Source organism: Thermosynechococcus sp. PKX95 (genome assembly GCF_031583295.1).
Lineage (GTDB): Bacteria > Cyanobacteriota > Cyanobacteriia > Thermosynechococcales > Thermosynechococcaceae > Thermosynechococcus.
The window spans coordinates 1,714,913-1,730,377 of the sequence record NZ_CP134171.1; the positions used below are offsets into that span (position 1 = coordinate 1,714,913).

Below are 15,465 nucleotides of genomic sequence, written 5' to 3' on the forward strand. Positions count from 1 at the left end.
AACGGCAGCAACGTTGCCAGAAAAGGGCGGTAGGGGGGTTCTTTACCTAGGCAAATTAATGAAAATTGAAGCATGAAGAACATCATCTGTACCTCGCAGATGTTGGCATAACGACATTCACAACTCGGCGGGCATTCTGACTGAGAGAGTAGTGCCTCTCATCACAGCTGCGGGACAGCGGCAGATTTGCACTGCACTTTCCCCCTTGCGTCTGATGGCTGATCCCCACCAGAACCGAGTGAGTACATTCAAGGCTAACACAAGTTATGAGTTAAGGGTAAGAGCACGGCGGTCTATTGGTATGAAAAGCTGCCCCTAGGTTGACTGCTGCCGTTATTGTGCAACTGCTGAGGCTAAAATGAGAAATAGTTATCATTTTTCTCAGCAGCGTTCTTCTAGGTAAATATGCCCTCCGCCTGCCAGCCTTTACCGGCTTCCCTCGATCGCATTGTTCAGCGGTTCCAACAGATCTCAGATCCAAAGCGGCGCTATGAATACTTGCTGAGCTTTGCAAAGCGCCTGCCGCCATTTCCTGAGGAGCAGAAGGTTGCCGCCAACCGCGTACCCGGCTGTGTCTCCCAAGTGTACATGATGGCCTCTTTAGAGCAGGGCAAGGTGATTTTTCAGGGGGATTCTGACGCTCAAGTGACGAAGGGATTAGTGGGGCTATTGGTTGAAGGGTTGAGTGGGTTGACACCTGCAGAAATCCTCCAGTTAAAACCTGACTTTATTCAGCAAACCGGACTGAATGTCAGCTTAACCCCCTCGCGAGCCAATGGCTTTTACAACATTTTTCGAACGATGCAACAGCAAGCCCTAGCCTATCACTTGGCTGAGACTTCGTGTCACACTTAAAAATCTCAGCTGATGGGACTACAGCAGCAAAAGCTGGGCTGGGTGCTAGAGAACACCCTTACGAAGGAGGATAATCCCTTAGTTGTAGGATGACGCAACAATCCCCGCAACGGGGACATTAAGCTTCGTTTGCGGATTTAGCACTCGTGCTTGTACCCCATATTAGAGAAGGTATATACTTAGGAATAACAACTCGAATAAATAAAGCACAAATAAGAATTAATATTTGTAAAAGCAAATTTTCTCCGGTTTCTACCTGTAAACGGAAGAAATCACATAAAACTGATAATTTATCAGTTGATGAAATACCGCCAAGCATAAATTCTCCAGCAATAAAATCGCATCTGTGAAACTTACAGCCATTTTGAATAGCAGTTTTGATAAAGAAGTAGTCTGCGCCAACTGGAAATCTATAGGAATAGTATCCTAGTTGCCTATGAAGATCGGTTTTAATTAAAGTGCCAACAGCATGGGAAGATATGTAGGCTCCGGCTGAAAACAAATACGGTCTCCCCCTATTAGGGCGCTTTAATCGTTTACCTACCCACACATGTGCTGATAGTATATCTGCTTTCGTAGAGCAAGCAGCTTTTCTAAACAACTCTATTGTATTCTGTTCTAGTACATCTCCAGCACCTAAAACAAGATAATAATCTCCACTTGCAATTTTAAGTGATTTATTGATCGCATGATATAAACTAAAATCTGGTTCTGAGATAATTTTTATATTTAAGCCCTTTGTAGACTGAATAATACTAATGGTACTATCAGTTGAAGCACCATCTCCAATAATCCATTCAAAGTTTTTATCCGTTTGATCTTGAAGGCTTTTAATGGTTCGAGTAATCGTATCTTCGACATTGAGAGTTGCCGTAATGATTGATATAAAAGGATAGCTCATAATGAGTTAACCTCTAGCTACTGCCACTGAATCTCGGCATCTATTGCATTCACTGCCGATGTCAGTTTCTCGATGAGTTGTTCAACAGACAAGGCGCCGACATCTCCCGCTGCACGGGTGCGGATACTCACGGTCTCGCTTTCGACTTCCTTGGCACCCACAATGCCCATCACAGGAATTTTCTGGGTTTCAGCATTGCGGATTTGTTTACCTAGGCGATCGCCCGTGCGATCCACACTCACGCGGATGCCCTGCTCTCGCAGTTGAGCGGCCACACGTTCGGCATAGGGGCGTTGCTCATCCCCCACGGGCAACAGGCGCACTTGCTCGGGTGCCAGCCAGAAGGGGAAATCCCCTGCGTACTCCTCAATGAGAATGCCAATGAGCCGCTCCAGCGAGCCAAAGGGGGCACGGTGAATCATCACCGGTCGGCGGCGGGTATTGTCCTCAGCAACGTATTCCAAATCAAAGCGCTCAGGCAAATTGTAGTCCACCTGAACCGTTCCCAACTGCCACTCGCGACCGAGGGCATCCTCAAAGATAAAGTCGAGCTTGGGGCCATAGAAGGCGGCCTCCCCAATCCCCAAGAAATGCTCCATGCCCAACTGTTCTACCGCTCGCTGAATTGCTGACTCCGCCTTTGACCAAGCCTCATCGGAGCCAATGTACTTGTCGGATTTGGGATCGCGGAAGCTCAGCCGTGCCTTGAATTTATTTAAACGCAGACAGCGAAAGACCGAGAGAATGAGATCAACCACATTCAAAAACTCGGCATCCAACTGCTCCGGCGTGACAAAAAGGTGGGAGTCATCAACGGTAAAGCCCCGCACCCGCGTCAAGCCCCCCAATTCCCCGGACTGCTCATAGCGATAAACCGTACCAAACTCCGCCAACCGTAGGGGCAAGTCACGGTAGGAGCGCAACTCACTTTTATAGATTTGAATGTGGAAGGGGCAGTTCATTGGCTTGAGGACAAAGCCCTGCTCGTTGGCTGCCGCCTCAGCATCTTCGGCCATCAGGGGAAACATATCCTCTTTGTACTTTTGCCAGTGGCCAGAGGTCTTAAATAGATCCACACGGGCAATGTGCGGACTCACCACCGGTAGATATCCCCGCTTCATTTGCTCTTTTTTGAGAAACTCCTCGAGGGTTGAGCGCAGAATCGTTCCCTTAGGAGTCCACAGGGGTAGCCCTGGTCCTACAGGATCAGCGAAAATAAAGAGACCCAGCTCTTTGCCCAGTTTTCGGTGGTCACGGCGCAGGGCTTCTTCTTTGCGGCGTTTATATTCCGCCAGTTGTTCTGGGGTTTCCCAGGCGGTACCGTAGATGCGCTGCAGTTGGGCTTTGGTTTCATCGCCGCGCCAGTAGGCACCGGCAACACTTTCAAGGGCGATCGCCTTGGGGTTAATCTCGCCCGTATTTTCAACGTGGGGTCCCGCACAGAGATCCCACCACTCATCCCCCAAGTGGTAAATCGTAATTGGCTCCTCGAGGTCTTGGAGAATTTCCAGCTTGTAGGGTTCCCCTAGCTCGCGGATGCGGCGCTCGGCCTCCTCACGGGTCACTTCCTCGCGGATCACCGGCAACTTGCGCTTAATGATCTTGACCATCTCCTTTTCAATGAGCTTCAGGTCTTTTTCGCTGAAGGGTTCGGGGTGGTCAAAATCGTAATAAAATCCACTCTCAGTCCAAGGGCCAATTGTGACCTGCGCCTTGGGAAACAGCTTCTGGACTGCCATTGCCAAAATATGGGACGTGGTGTGGCGAATACGCTTGATCCGCTCCGATTCACTGGTTTTGGGAAGGTGGATAGGGGCAGCAGCAAACTCTGGCATAGGGGCTGATCTATCTAACAAATCTTTCATCCGGCTGAGACTTCTATTGTGACATTCTCCTGCCCTCAAGGGTGGGTCTTTGACCCCAAATTTTTGGGTTCAGGGACGCTTTGCCGCAGTGTAAGGCGAGTGGCCAACTCCAAAAGATAGGGCTATGCTAAGGTTGAAATCACGTAGTGGTCATGCCACTGCCGCCCTCTATTCACAATCTCTTGCTATAGGAATCTTGTATAGAATGGAGTGTTTCCGTGACTAGCCGCAAAGTCCTTGTCATTGATGACAGTAAAGTAATCCGGATGCGCGTCCGCGAGATGTTGCCAGAGGGCGACTACGAAATCCTTGAGGCCAAGGATGGCCGTGAAGGTCTGCAACTCATTGAGCAGTCTGAGCCGACGTTGATCATGCTGGATTTTCTGCTGCCGAAGGTGAGCGGCTGGGAAGTCTATCAAGAATTGGAGAAAAATGATCTCCTTGGCGCTATCCCCCTCGTAATTATGTCAGGGCGCAAGGAAGAGGTCACCGAAAAGCTCCAAGAACCCTTTGAGTGGTTTGAGTTCATTGAGAAGCCCTTTGAAAAAGAACAACTCGAAGCAGCAATTCAAGAGGCCTTTCGCAAAGCCCGTAAGCCCAGACCCGTCAAAGCAGCAGCTCCTGCGGAAGTAGCGGCTCCCGTCGCTGTGGATCTCACCCCCGTCTATGACAAACTGGCCGCCCTTGAAGGTGCCATTCAAGCTTTGCAGGCACAATCTGTCAAGGCAAATGACTTTGCTCAACTCCAAGCAACGGTTGCGCAACTGCAACAGCAACCAGCGGCAACAGGCAGTGGTGGGGATGACAATCGCCTCGCCGCTTTGGAAGCGGAAAACCAGCGGTTACACCACGAGGTCGAGCAACTGAAGCGAGCCATTCACCAAATTGTGACGGCATTGCGGCGATTGCAGGGGGGGCACTAAGCTACTGCCACTCAATTTCCCGGCGACCGGCAAGGGCACGGGCAAGGGTCATTTCATCGGCATAGTCGAGATCACCGCCCACCGGTAGGCCAAAGGCAATGCGAGTGACCTTCACAAAAGGCCGCAGCAGCTGCCCCACATAGAGAGTGGTCGTTTCCCCTTCAATACTGGGGTTGATGGCCAAGATCACCTCTTGCACCTGCGGTTGGCTGGCGCGCTGAATCAGAGGTTGAATGTGCAGGTGTTCGGGGGTGATGCCCTCTAGGGGCGAAATGAGTCCGCCCAAGACATGGTACTTGCCGTGGTACTCGCGGGTTTTTTCAATGGCAATGACATCGCGGGAATCAGCCACCACACAAAGGAGATGATTGTCTCGCTGGGGGGAGGCACAGATGTCACACACGGGTTCGGCAGAGAGGTGAAAACACACGGAACAAAGCCCCACCTGCTGTTTCGCTTCAAGGAGAGCTTGCGCCAAGGCTTGAATATCAGCCTCGGGACGTTTGATCAGGTGAAGGGCAAGACGTTGGGCGGTCTTGGGGCCAATGCCCGGCAGGCGTTGCAACTGCTCAATGAGACGAGCAAGGGGACGGGTATAGACACTACTCATGGGGCAGCTAGGCAGACACAGCAGCGGCAAGGGGGGCGATCGCGCTCAGGCGCAGTTTGGGATGATCTGCCATTGTCTGTTGCAGATTCCACTCATTCTTAAAGAGCAGCACCGGCCGTCCCCAACTGTCTTTGACGGTGACAGCATTAAAGATGCGGCCAATGGCTGCAAGGGCTTCCCAACCATCCAGTACCCAGCGCGCAACGGTATAGGGGAGAGGGTCAAGACGAGTTTCCACACCGTATTCGTTTAATAGGCGAAACTGCACCACTTCAAATTGCAATTGGCCAACTGCCGCCAGAATCGGTTCTCGTTTCGATTCATCGGTAGAGTACATGATTTGCACGGCACCCTCTTCCCGTAGCTCATTCACCCCTTTTTGGAAGGATTTGAACTTGGAGGGGTTGGGGTTGCGCAGATAAGCAAAGAGTTCTGGGGAAAAACAGGGAATGCCTTCATATTCCAATTTGGGGCCGACATAGAGGGTGTCGCCAATGGCAAACATGCCTGGATTATTCAGGCCAATCACATCGCCCGCATAGGCCGTTTCAAGGGATTCGCGACCTTGGGCAAAGAGTTTTTGGGGACGAGAAAGGCGGATGGTTTTGCCGGTGCGAGCATGGTTGACGGTCATGTCCTTTTCAAATTTGCCGCTACAGACCCGCACAAAGGCGACGCGATCGCGATGTTTCGGATCCATATTGGCCTGCAGCTTAAACACAAAGCCAGTGAAATGCTCCTGCGTCGGATCAATCGCCCCGCGATCGCTCTTGTAGGCCATGGGTGGCAACGCATAGGTCAAAAAGTGCTCCAGAAACAGGCGCACGCCAAAGTTGGTCATGGCACTGCCAAAGAAGACGGGAGTCATTTTTCCCTGATGCACCAAATTGAGGTCGAGTTCAGCACCAACCCCATCTAGCAGTTCCAGTTCGTCCTTGAGTTGGTGATATTCCAAGCGATAGGGCTCAATGTAGGCGTCAATGGCCGGATCGCCAAGGGCAAGGATGGTTTCCGCCGCAGCACGACTACCGTGGGTCGTGCGCTCAAAAAAGTGAAAGTTGCGGCGCACGCGATCATAGACGCCGCGAAAGCGATCGCCCATTCCTAGCGGCCAGTTCACAGGATAGGGAATCAGCCCCAACTCCTGTTCAATTTCATCAATCAGTTCAAGGGGTTCCCGCCCCGGCCGATCCAGCTTGTTGATGAATGTAAAAATCGGCAGACCCCGCAGTTGGCACACCTCAAAGAGCTTACGGGTTTGGGGTTCTAGACCCTTGGCCGCATCCACCAGCATCACGGCATTATCAGCCGCCGCAAGGGTGCGATAGGTATCTTCACTAAAGTCTTGGTGGCCGGGGGTATCCAAGAGGTTAATCTGATAGCCTTGGTACTCAAACTGCAAGACCGTCGAGGTAATCGAAATCCCCCGTTGTTGCTCCATTTCCATCCAGTCAGAGGTGGCCTGCCGCTGTGCCCGTCGTGCTTTGACGGCTCCCGCCTCGTGAATAGCCCCACCGTAGAGCAGTAACTTTTCCGTCAGCGTCGTTTTCCCGGCATCCGGGTGAGAGATAATGGCGAAATTACGACGTCGTTTCACCTCTTGGGTGATTTCATGGTGCAAGTCACTGGTCATGGCAGAATTTGTAGCAGCTTTCCTAGTGTAACAGATGGACTTTAATGACAATTAATAATGGTAATAATTCGCCGCTGATTCTGGTCACCGGGGGCGCGGGCTATATTGGCAGCCATACCGTTTTGGCACTGCAGCAAGCCAGCTTCCAAGTACTGATTTTAGATAGCCTTGAGCGAGGGCACCGCGATTTGGTCGAGTCTGTTCTTAAAACAGAACTCATTGTGGGTCATATTGGCGATCGCTCCCTCTTAGATTGGATTTTTCAAACCTATCCCGTGACGGCAGTAATGCACTTTGCTGCCTATATTGAAGTGGGCGAGTCTGTCCGCTCCCCCGATCGCTTTTATCAAAATAATGTTTATGGTGCCCTGACCCTCTTACAGGCCATGGTCGCCGCCGAGGTGCCTTACTTTGTTTTTTCCTCCACAGCCGCCGTCTATGGCTTGCCCTCAGAGGTGCCGATTCGCGAAACCTGTCCCTGTGCTCCCATTAACCCCTACGGGCGCTCCAAGTGGATGGTGGAGCAAATTGCTGCCGATATGGGCAGGGCCTACGGCCTCAAGTCGGTAATTTTCCGCTATTTCAATGCCGCAGGCGCCGATCCCGACTCCCGCTTAGGGGAAGATCACCATCCAGAAACCCACTTGATTCCCCTAGTGTTGCAGGCGGCGATGGGGCGACGCCCCCACATCTGCATTTATGGCACAGATTACCCTACTCCCGATGGCACCTGCATTCGCGACTACATCCATGTCGTGGATCTAGCCCAAGCCCATGTGCTGGGATTAAAGTACCTCCTGAGTGGCGGCGACTCGCAAATTTTTAACTTGGGGAATGGCCAAGGCTTTTCGGTGCGGCAAATTATTGAAGCCGCTCAGAGGGTCACAGGTTGTTCGATTCCAGTCGTTGAGGGCGATCGCCGAGCAGGAGACGCCGCAATCCTCGTTGCCAATAGCGATCGCGCCCGTCAGATTTTAGGTTGGCAGCCGCAGTACCCTGACATCGAGCAAATCATTGATCACGCTTGGCGATGGCACCAATACCGCCACGGATCAGGCACGATTGTGGCAATATATAGCTATTCCAATAAAGAATGAGACATTATCCAGCACAATACTTGCGAATCACCTCATCCATAGAACGGTTTGACCCTGCATACCTGCGCGCTCGCTTCAGCCCACTCACTTCAGCCCACTAAAGTCATGCTCAACCACATTCAAATCAGGAGAGGATTTCGGTAAAAATAACACCGCGTGACCCGCCGCTTTTACCACTGCCTGCATCCCCCCTTGGGGATGAATCGGTTGAATTGGTGCATTGTCCATAATCAACAGCAATGGTCTCTCTAACGCCGGCAAACAGTACTCACTCAGTCAGCTCACAAACCCTCACCCATTCAAATACCCGCAAAACAGCATTGGGGCGATAAAGTCTTTCTGGTGTCTATACCGTCTTGCCACTAAACGCTCTACTTTTCTGACACTTCCCAACTCTCCATCAATCCGTTAGCCTCGCGCTGACCACCCCTACTCACAGGCCACCTGAGAGTCAAACGCTGTCTCGTCAATGGGATGGGCAGCAACATCCGCTGCCAAGGCTGCCCAATCTAGCTTCCAAGGACGACGGGGGACAACTGTGGCGGCTAAGTCGTCTCGCTTCAGCCAGCGATGGATAGTGGCGCAGCTCACTGATTGCCAGACCAAGCAATTCCGACACAGCCTGAAATATAGGGGATGATTGCGGCAACATAGACAAGAGACCTTCTGTGAAAACCACTATGGGTTGTAGCATTCTCCTTTCCTTTGTGGGTCATCAAGATCCGTACTCTGAGAAAACCAACCAAGAAGGCTCCATTGTTTCACTGGCAAAGTTTTTAGCCCAACAGCAGCCGATCAAACGGGTTCTATTGCTCTACACAGAAGACTTTCAACAACGGGCGATCGACACCAAGGACTGGCTTCACAGTGAGCTGCAAATTGGCGAGGCGGCAATTCACCTAAAAGTGGTCAGCAGGGAACTCTCCGCAGACCCAATTAACCCTGTCATCGCCGTCCAAGAGGCCAAGCGCGCACTACACCTAGCCAAGGATTATCAAGGCTCCAACGACTGGCTAGAACTGAATGGTTCCTCTGGTACCCCCGCCATGAAAGCGGCTTGGGGCATTTTACAGGCGATCGAGACGCGACACCGACTCCGGCTATGGCAAGCCCGCAATCCCCAAGAAATTCGACCGGGTCAAGAGCGAGTATTTGCGGTGGACTTAAATGTCTTTCGCCAAGCGTTAGATCGTCAAGGGATTCAACAGCAGTTGGATAGTTATGACTACCAAGGGGCTGAAATTTCCCTCAAGCATAGCTCTATTGAGGCTCCTCTGGCCTTAGCACTGATTCGCTATGGTAAATATCGCCTTGCCCGCAACTACCACCAAGCCTTTGATGCCATCAACCCCTACAAAACTGAGATTGAAAAGCTCTGGTTTCAGGAAATCGCCCAACTGCGGCAGAACAATCGCCATGCCCTCTTTCGGGACACTTACTTTCAAGTTGTTGGCCTATTTACGGTGGGGCGCTATGCAGAAGCCCTAATCTTGGCCATGAGTTTGTACGAAAACTTATTGCAATACTTTGTACAAGAGACGGTGGGTCTTGACATTACAACTGATGGGGCAACGCGAGAACGCAGCTTGAACTTGCTGCAACACCACGATCACGGTCGACTTTGGCAATACCTCAGAAGCTACCAGCGCAAAAATGGCGATCGCCTGTTCCTTGATGTCGTGACGCGGGAGCTTTTGCTAGCAGTTTTAGAGTATGACTCCCAAACAACGGATCTTGCTCCTCACTTCCAGCGGATCGAGGCCTACTATCAGCAACGCAATAACGTTGTCCATCAACTGGCAGGACTGGCCGAGGTTGAAGATATGCAGGAAAAGGTGCTGAATGCCCTGAAACAGATATTAAGCAAAGTGTTGCCCCAAAAGCAATTGTCTCGCGATCCTTTCAAGGCCTTAAACTGCGTGATTGTCACTCACCTATCCCGCTGAAGCGACTCCATTAGCCTGATAAGGATTTTGTGCCACGATTGTGATGACCTCAAATCCCCCGCGATCGCCCCTCAGGTGATTTTCAAAGCCACGCGGATTGGGTAATTGATTATTAGGATCGTAAACAAAACAAATCAATTTTCTAAAACTCATTTCACTATGGCGGTACGCTTCAAGGTCTATTGCTAATTCTTTAAATAACCGATTCCGCCCTCCCTGTGCTGAGACTACCTTGACCTCAATTGCAACCTTCTCATCAACAAGCATAAAGTCAATCAATCGACCATGGGAGTAGGGCTGAGGAATAGGGTACTCCCGTCTAATATCCAAGTTGGGAAACGTACTTCTCAAGAGCCTTTCAAGGACAACTTGCACATCTTTCTCTTTGAAATTACTGGGAAGCTGTGAATGCGCTCTACTGTAGAAATTGCGACATAGATCAAGAATTTGCTCTAGGGATTCTCGCTGGGAGTGATCTAAACTGACCTCTGTTTCATCTAAAGACTACAAGCAAAAAGCCCACCCCGAGAGGCAGGCTGACCCATTCCATGAGTTATTTGTTCTTTCTAACGGCGCAAGGGCTGCTGAAGAACGGATATGCCTAAGAGCGCAGCGACGACCTAGAGGCTATTCAAAAAGCCAATCAGACCGTGACCCGTAATCACTTCCAAGGCCAGCAGGGAGATAAAGCCAATCATGGCCAAGCGACCATTGAACAGTTCTGCATAGGGAGTAAACCCGGCTTGCGGTTCACTCATCACGTACATTTTGGGTTCAATGGCAAAGTTGTTCATTTTGCCTTGATCATCAATGATGCTGCCGCTTCTCATTTTTGTCCTCCGTTTGTTACAAAGTGTTTCATGTTCTTAATATAACTTAACACTTCTTGCGGGGAATGGCAAGGGGTAACGGATTTTCTTAAGATTTGCAGTCTCTTCGGTTGTTCTTTGCGGTAAAAACACGGTTTCAGCACGCCAGTGTGCTAAAGATTGGGGTGGGAATCGCCCACTGGTATTCATGAGCCGCTTCTCTTTCCTCGGTTTTCACCCCTTCAGACGCCAATTACCCCGAGATCGGTCGGGCGTGGCGAAGTTTTTGTTGCAACCGCCGCAATGGTTACGTCTGGCGCTGCGTTTGCGTGGCTCGGTCATTCCGGCCATTCTTTCGGAAGTGCTCTTTTGCGGTGGCTTTGGCGTCTTGGTGACGGTGATCGACCTTTATGTGATCAATGTCCACTGGCCAGTGCTAGGCAGTCTCATTCCCTCGATTGTGCTGGGGTTGCTCCTCGTCTTTCGCACCAACACTGCCTATGAGCGCTTTTGGGAAGGTCGCCGCCAGTGGGGCAACATTGTGAATAATTCCCGCAGCCTAACCCGCTTGATGTGGACTGCCATTGACGAAAATAGTCCGGAGGATCACCAAGCCAAAATTGATGCCGTTCATTTAGTGGGGGTGTTTGCGATCGCCACCAAGCAACACCTGCGAGGAGAATCCTTTGCCGAATTAGAACCCCTGCTCAAGCCCCATCAATACAAAGAGCTACAAACGGTGCAAAATGTCCCCTTGCGCATTGCCCTGTGGATTGAGGACTATCTGCACCACCAACACCGCTGTGGCTCCCTGTCCCTATATCAACTCACTTACATGGATGAACTGCTGGTGCAACTGGTGGATGCCATGGGTGCCTGTGAGCGAATTTTGAAAACACCGATGCCCCTTGCCTATGCCATTCATCTCAAGCAGCTATTATTTCTCTATTGCTTGCTGCTACCCTTTCAACTGGTGGATAACCTCGTATGGTGGACAGGCCTAATGGTGGGACTCATTGCCTTTACCCTCTTTGGCGTTGAAGAAATTGGCATCGAAATCGAAAATCCCTTTGGCCGTGACCTCAATGATCTGCCCTTGGATGCAATTTGCCTAACCATGCAGCAGAATATCAATGACCTCATTAGTGCGCCGAACCATGGCCATCGCTCCGCCCAGCCCTTTTCTTAACCGATCCTTAGGGGTAATTGATCATGACTGCAACTGTGCTTTCCCCGCCGCCAGCAAGGGTTCATTACGAAGTGGTGCATCACTTACCGGGGCGAGTGCGGTTGCGGATTCCCCGCCTGCAATATGACGATCGCTATGGGCGGCAACTGCAAGCTCTCTTTGTTCAAGAAGACAGTGTGCAACAAATTCGCCTCAACTTGCCCGCTGCTAGCCTGATTGTTCAGTACAGTCCCGACGCTGACAATCCCCTTCACCGCTTTGGCCAATTGATTCAGGCCGCAGCAGATGAGCGTTTACCCTTACCGGGGATGCTGCCCATTGATAAGTTGGTGTACTCCCCTTGGAACACCGCTTACTTTATCGAGAAAATGGCGCTACCCACCTTGGCGCTGGCGATCGTGGCGCTACTACCAGTACAAACCCCCTTCTACCCTGCCATTGTCGCCACTGTGATTGTGATTGTGGCACTGCCCACCTTCCAAGAAGCCCTAGAGAGCCTCGAACACCGCCATCTCAACGTCACCCAACTGGAATCCCTCTGGACGATTCTGCATACGCTGCAAGGGGAATACATGGCGCCGGTGTTAGCTGCCTTTATGGGTCAAGTGGGGGGGTCACTGCGGGATATGACCGCTCAAGTGGGGGAAAACCAAGTCTTTGACCCCCTCGATCAACAGCGCACCTATTGGGTAGAGCGGGGCGGCACTCGCCAAAATGTCTCTGTGCGCGAGCTACAGGTGGGCGATCGCGTGATTGTGGCCGCCGGATCCGCGGTGCCCGTGGATGGTACCGTGCTCTGGGGATCCGCCGTGATTCAGCGGCAGTTTCTCACGGGAGAGTCGGATCTATTGCCCTGTGAACCTGAACAAACGGTGCTGGCCTCTTCCCTTGTGGTGCGGGGACAAATTTGCATTGTTGCTGAAGCCGTTGGTGAAGAGACGCAGGTGGGCAAGGCGCTGCAACTGGCTCGCCAAGCGCCGCAACTGGATACTCGCATTGAAAACTACGCTGAGGAAATCTCGAACCAAGCCATTTTGCCCGCAATGGGCGTGGCTGCTATTGTTTATGGGGTCACCTTGGATGCCCATCGGGCGATCGCCCCTCTGCAATTGGACTTTGGCTCAGGGATTGGCATTACCATTCCCACTGCAATTTTGGCAGCCCTCACCCATGCGCCCCATGTCGGGGTGTATTTTCGCAATGGCCGCGCCCTCGAACTCCTCTCACGAGTCGATGTCATTGTTTTTGACAAAACCGGCACACTGACGGAAGTGAAGGGAACCATTGTGGGGGTCAATCTCCTCAAGCCCGGCCTGAGTGAACAAACGCTGCTCTATTGGCTGGCAACTGTGGAACAGTCAATCAATCACCCCTTTGCCCTTGCCATCCTTGAGTATGCGGCTGAACGCGGGATTGAGGGGGGAACCTATAGCAACTGGGTCTATGAACCGGGTAAGGGAGTTGCGGCAACCGTCGAGGGGCAAGAGATTTTGGTGGGCACACCCCAATGGATGGGCGATCGCCAAGTGCCCATTGATCTTGATGAACTGCGCACCCATGAAGGCGTGCTTTGGAACCGCTCCCTTGTCTGTGTTGCCTGTAATGGTGAACTGGTGGCACTGGTGTTCTATAGCAACCCCGTGCGTTCTGAAGCCGCTAGTGTGATTGCCGCTCTGCAACAGCGGGGTATTGAGTGCTATATGGTGACGGGAGATCACCACGAAGTCGCCAATGCGGTGGGCTATGCCACTGGCTTTCGTCTCGGTCAAATCTATACCAATAAAATGCCAGAGGACAAAGTTGAACTTCTAGAGAAGTTTAAAAATGGTGGCGAAAAAGTCGTGGCCTATGTGGGCGAAGGCTTCAATGATACAGCAGCAATGGCCTACGCTGATATTTCCATTACCCTTTCTGAAGGCAGTGATGCGGCGCGGCAAACCGCAGATCTTCTCTTGATGAATAATCGCCTTGAGGGACTGGTGCAGGCGATCGCCCTCAGCCAAGAAGTGATGAACATTATCAATCAAAATATCGCCCTTGTGGTCATTCCCAATGTCAGTGTGGTTTTAGCGGGGGTCTTTTTGAGCTTGCACCCCGTGATTGCCGTCTTGATTAGCAATGGCGCCACCCTCTTGGCCGAACTGAATAGCCTGCGCATCCTCACGGACTATCGCCCCGTCAAAGTTGAGCACAAGTCCAGTCGTAGCCGCTCCCAAGCGGGGGTTCTCGATATTCCTTGGAAAAAACGTCCTCGCCGCAGTTTTGGTCATTTCGGCAGCGAGTTGAGTTCTGAGTCCCTCAGCAATGGCCACGTCCCCTCAGAAACTTGACCAACAACTTCAGCAGGTCAATCAACGCCTCAAACTAGCGCAGTTGGGTCTGCAAATTGAACAACGCGGCCAACGTCTCAGCCTGAGGGGTACCCTGCCGCCACGACCGGGCAGCCATCGGCTCCGCCCCCACCAACAGCGTTTAAGTCTAGGGTTACCCGCCACCCCCAGCGGTCTTAAGGCAGCGGAAAAGGAAGCCAAAATCATTGCCGCCAAATTACTGGAAAACACCTTTCGCTGGCAGGACTATGAACGGGTCAAGGGGTTAGGGCGCCTTGGGGAGTTATCCCTAGGAGAGCAAATTGCCGCCTTTGAAACGGCCTTCCTGGCTCAAGATCGCAGCTGCACTACGTGGGAGATGGCCTATGCGCCCTATCTGCGTCAGTTGCTCAAAGCCGCCGCTGCCCATCCCGACCATTCATTACCAGAACTGATCTATGGCCTGTTGCAGCAAATCCCCGCTGATAAGCGACAACGGCAGGTGGCCTGTACCGCCTTTCAAGGGTTTTGTCGGTTCCTAGGGGTGGAGTTACCGATTCCCCTAGCTCAGTTTTGGGGCACCTATTCCCGGCGATCGCTCCAACCACGGGAGTTACCCAGTGATGAGGAGATTCTAGCCGCCTACCAACAGATTCCCAATCCCCAGTGGCGCTATGTCTATGGCTTAATGGCGGCCTATGGCCTGCGCAATCATGAAGTCTTCTTCTGCGATTTAAGTGGGCTCGTCACAGGTGACCCGGCAGGGATGATCGAGGTGCAGGAAACCACCAAAACAGGTTGCCATCAGGTGTGGCCCTTTCCTCCTCAGTGGGTTGAGGTGTTTGGCTTGCGATCGCCCCAGTTGCCGAGGATCAATACGGATTTGACCCAAACAACCCTCCAACGCATTGGCCAGCGGGTAAATCAACAGTTCCGTCGCTACGGCTTGCCCTTTCGTCCCTATGACTTGCGCCATGCGTGGGCGGTGCGCACAATTCACTATGGCTTACCCGATACCGTTGCCGCACGGATGATGGGACACAGTGTGGCGATTCATACCCAAACCTACCACCGCTGGCTGACCCTACGGGATCAACGGCAGGCAGTGGCTCGTGTCCTTACTCAATTCGAATGCTCTTGAAGTCACTGGGGGGGGGTGGCGGCGGGCTGGGGGGCTGATAGTCGCCGTACTGCTTGAGCCAATCGCTGACTGGCTTTTGATCAAGGCTCAACCCCAACAATCCAGAGACAAAGCCGCCCATAAAGGCAACGGGTTTTTGGCTCAACTCTTTGACAAGGGGCGCTAATTCGCTCAAGAACATAGGCTA

The 15,465-nt window shown here is 51.9% G+C and carries 15 protein-coding genes, 1 pseudogene and 1 riboswitch; of the genes and pseudogenes, 7 read left to right on the forward strand and 9 right to left on the reverse strand.

Annotated features, from left to right (window positions below):
- Window positions 1-108: 108 nt before the first annotated feature.
- Window positions 109-254, reverse strand: a riboswitch (cobalamin riboswitch).
- 151 nt (window positions 255-405) lie between these two features.
- Window positions 406-855 carry a SufE family protein gene (locus tag RHH81_RS08390; RefSeq protein WP_310742903.1) on the forward strand — a complete coding sequence of 150 codons (450 nt, stop codon included), beginning with the start codon at window positions 406-408 and terminating at the stop codon, window positions 853-855.
- Window positions 856-973: 118 nt separating this feature from the next.
- Here the strand turns inward: RHH81_RS08390 and RHH81_RS08395 are convergent, their stop codons facing one another.
- Both RHH81_RS08395 and thrS read right to left on the reverse strand, forming a co-directional pair.
- Entirely contained in the window at window positions 974-1,756 is a 783-nt protein-coding gene (locus RHH81_RS08395; RefSeq protein WP_206199794.1) for a glycosyltransferase, read from the reverse strand.
- A 17-nt stretch (window positions 1,757-1,773) separates the two neighbouring features.
- Window positions 1,774-3,591 carry a threonine--tRNA ligase gene (gene thrS / locus RHH81_RS08400; RefSeq protein ID WP_310742904.1) on the reverse strand — a complete coding sequence of 606 codons (1,818 nt, stop codon included), beginning with the start codon at window positions 3,589-3,591 and terminating at the stop codon, window positions 1,774-1,776.
- 248 nt (window positions 3,592-3,839) lie between these two features.
- On the opposite strand from thrS, the pseudogene RHH81_RS08405 reads away from it, so the two are divergent.
- Window positions 3,840-4,379, forward strand: a pseudogene (locus RHH81_RS08405) (response regulator); the annotation flags it as partial.
- 166 nt (window positions 4,380-4,545) lie between these two features.
- Here RHH81_RS08405 and recR read toward each other — a convergent pair.
- Together recR and RHH81_RS08415 are read right to left on the reverse strand one after the other, a co-directional pair.
- Window positions 4,546-5,154: a recombination mediator RecR gene (gene recR, locus RHH81_RS08410; RefSeq protein ID WP_206199797.1), complete on the reverse strand. Its 609-nt coding sequence runs from the start codon at window positions 5,152-5,154 to the stop codon at window positions 4,546-4,548.
- 7 nt (window positions 5,155-5,161) lie between these two features.
- Window positions 5,162-6,787: a peptide chain release factor 3 gene (locus RHH81_RS08415; RefSeq protein WP_310742905.1), complete on the reverse strand. Its 1,626-nt coding sequence runs from the start codon at window positions 6,785-6,787 to the stop codon at window positions 5,162-5,164.
- 44 nt (window positions 6,788-6,831) lie between these two features.
- On the opposite strand from RHH81_RS08415, the gene galE reads away from it, so the two are divergent.
- A complete protein-coding gene (gene galE, locus RHH81_RS08420; RefSeq protein ID WP_310742906.1) occupies window positions 6,832-7,884 on the forward strand; it encodes a UDP-glucose 4-epimerase GalE in 1,053 nt (350 codons plus the stop codon).
- 84 nt (window positions 7,885-7,968) lie between these two features.
- Here the strand turns inward: galE and RHH81_RS08425 are convergent, their stop codons facing one another.
- Together RHH81_RS08425 and RHH81_RS08430 are read right to left on the reverse strand one after the other, a co-directional pair.
- The gene (locus tag RHH81_RS08425; RefSeq protein WP_310742907.1) at window positions 7,969-8,112 is read right to left on the reverse strand and encodes a transposase; all 144 of its coding nucleotides are present in this window, start codon (window positions 8,110-8,112) and stop codon (window positions 7,969-7,971) included.
- Window positions 8,113-8,313: 201 nt separating this feature from the next.
- Window positions 8,314-8,475, reverse strand: coding sequence for an IS630 transposase-related protein (locus tag RHH81_RS08430; RefSeq protein WP_310742908.1), 162 nt, complete (start codon window positions 8,473-8,475; stop codon window positions 8,314-8,316).
- Window positions 8,476-8,552: 77 nt separating this feature from the next.
- On the opposite strand from RHH81_RS08430, the gene RHH81_RS08435 reads away from it, so the two are divergent.
- Complete coding sequence (locus tag RHH81_RS08435) at window positions 8,553-9,830, forward strand: hypothetical protein (protein WP_310744281.1); 1,278 nt, start codon at window positions 8,553-8,555, stop codon at window positions 9,828-9,830.
- Here the strand turns inward: RHH81_RS08435 and RHH81_RS08440 are convergent.
- Both RHH81_RS08440 and RHH81_RS08445 read right to left on the reverse strand, forming a co-directional pair.
- The gene (locus RHH81_RS08440; RefSeq protein ID WP_310744282.1) at window positions 9,819-10,160 is read right to left on the reverse strand and encodes a hypothetical protein; all 342 of its coding nucleotides are present in this window, start codon (window positions 10,158-10,160) and stop codon (window positions 9,819-9,821) included. The two genes, RHH81_RS08435 and RHH81_RS08440, sit on opposite strands and share 12 nt — an antisense overlap.
- 290 nt (window positions 10,161-10,450) lie before the next feature.
- Window positions 10,451-10,660, reverse strand: coding sequence for a chlorophyll a/b-binding protein (locus tag RHH81_RS08445; RefSeq protein WP_206199803.1), 210 nt, complete (start codon window positions 10,658-10,660; stop codon window positions 10,451-10,453).
- Window positions 10,661-10,847: 187 nt separating this feature from the next.
- Between RHH81_RS08445 and RHH81_RS08450 the strand changes: the two genes are divergently transcribed.
- Genes RHH81_RS08450 through RHH81_RS08460 form a run of 3 tightly spaced genes read left to right on the forward strand, consistent with a single transcriptional unit; the run spans window position 10,848 to window position 15,278 of the window.
- Window positions 10,848-11,828, forward strand: coding sequence for a bestrophin family protein (locus RHH81_RS08450; protein WP_206199804.1), 981 nt, complete (start codon window positions 10,848-10,850; stop codon window positions 11,826-11,828).
- 23 nt (window positions 11,829-11,851) lie between these two features.
- The gene (locus tag RHH81_RS08455) at window positions 11,852-14,158 is read left to right on the forward strand and encodes a heavy metal translocating P-type ATPase (protein ID WP_206199805.1); all 2,307 of its coding nucleotides are present in this window, start codon (window positions 11,852-11,854) and stop codon (window positions 14,156-14,158) included.
- Window positions 14,133-15,278, forward strand: a complete 1,146-nt coding sequence (locus RHH81_RS08460; protein WP_206199806.1) for a tyrosine-type recombinase/integrase — start codon at window positions 14,133-14,135, stop codon at window positions 15,276-15,278. The genes RHH81_RS08455 and RHH81_RS08460 overlap by 26 nt, the downstream gene beginning before the upstream one ends.
- On the opposite strand, the gene RHH81_RS08465 is transcribed toward RHH81_RS08460, so the two are convergent.
- Complete coding sequence (locus tag RHH81_RS08465; RefSeq protein ID WP_011058047.1) at window positions 15,256-15,459, reverse strand: hypothetical protein; 204 nt, start codon at window positions 15,457-15,459, stop codon at window positions 15,256-15,258. The two genes, RHH81_RS08460 and RHH81_RS08465, sit on opposite strands and share 23 nt — an antisense overlap.
- Window positions 15,460-15,465 lie beyond the last annotated feature (6 nt).

Coding starts and splice junctions, on each gene's coding strand:
- RHH81_RS08395 (WP_206199794.1), bottom strand. CDS start 1,756: ATGAGCTATCCTTTTATATCAATCATTACGGCAACTCTCAATGTCGAA.
- RHH81_RS08455 (WP_206199805.1), top strand. CDS start 11,852: ATGACTGCAACTGTGCTTTCCCCGCCGCCAGCAAGGGTTCATTACGAA.
- RHH81_RS08390 (WP_310742903.1), top strand. CDS start 406: ATGCCCTCCGCCTGCCAGCCTTTACCGGCTTCCCTCGATCGCATTGTT.
- RHH81_RS08460 (WP_206199806.1), top strand. CDS start 14,133: ATGGCCACGTCCCCTCAGAAACTTGACCAACAACTTCAGCAGGTCAAT.
- recR (WP_206199797.1), bottom strand. CDS start 5,154: ATGAGTAGTGTCTATACCCGTCCCCTTGCTCGTCTCATTGAGCAGTTG.
- RHH81_RS08425 (WP_310742907.1), bottom strand. CDS start 8,112: ATGGACAATGCACCAATTCAACCGATTCATCCCCAAGGGGGGATGCAG.
- RHH81_RS08465 (WP_011058047.1), bottom strand. CDS start 15,459: ATGTTCTTGAGCGAATTAGCGCCCCTTGTCAAAGAGTTGAGCCAAAAA.
- galE (WP_310742906.1), top strand. CDS start 6,832: ATGACAATTAATAATGGTAATAATTCGCCGCTGATTCTGGTCACCGGG.
- RHH81_RS08450 (WP_206199804.1), top strand. CDS start 10,848: ATGAGCCGCTTCTCTTTCCTCGGTTTTCACCCCTTCAGACGCCAATTA.
- thrS (WP_310742904.1), bottom strand. CDS start 3,591: ATGCCAGAGTTTGCTGCTGCCCCTATCCACCTTCCCAAAACCAGTGAA.
- RHH81_RS08445 (WP_206199803.1), bottom strand. CDS start 10,660: ATGAGAAGCGGCAGCATCATTGATGATCAAGGCAAAATGAACAACTTT.
- RHH81_RS08415 (WP_310742905.1), bottom strand. CDS start 6,787: ATGACCAGTGACTTGCACCATGAAATCACCCAAGAGGTGAAACGACGT.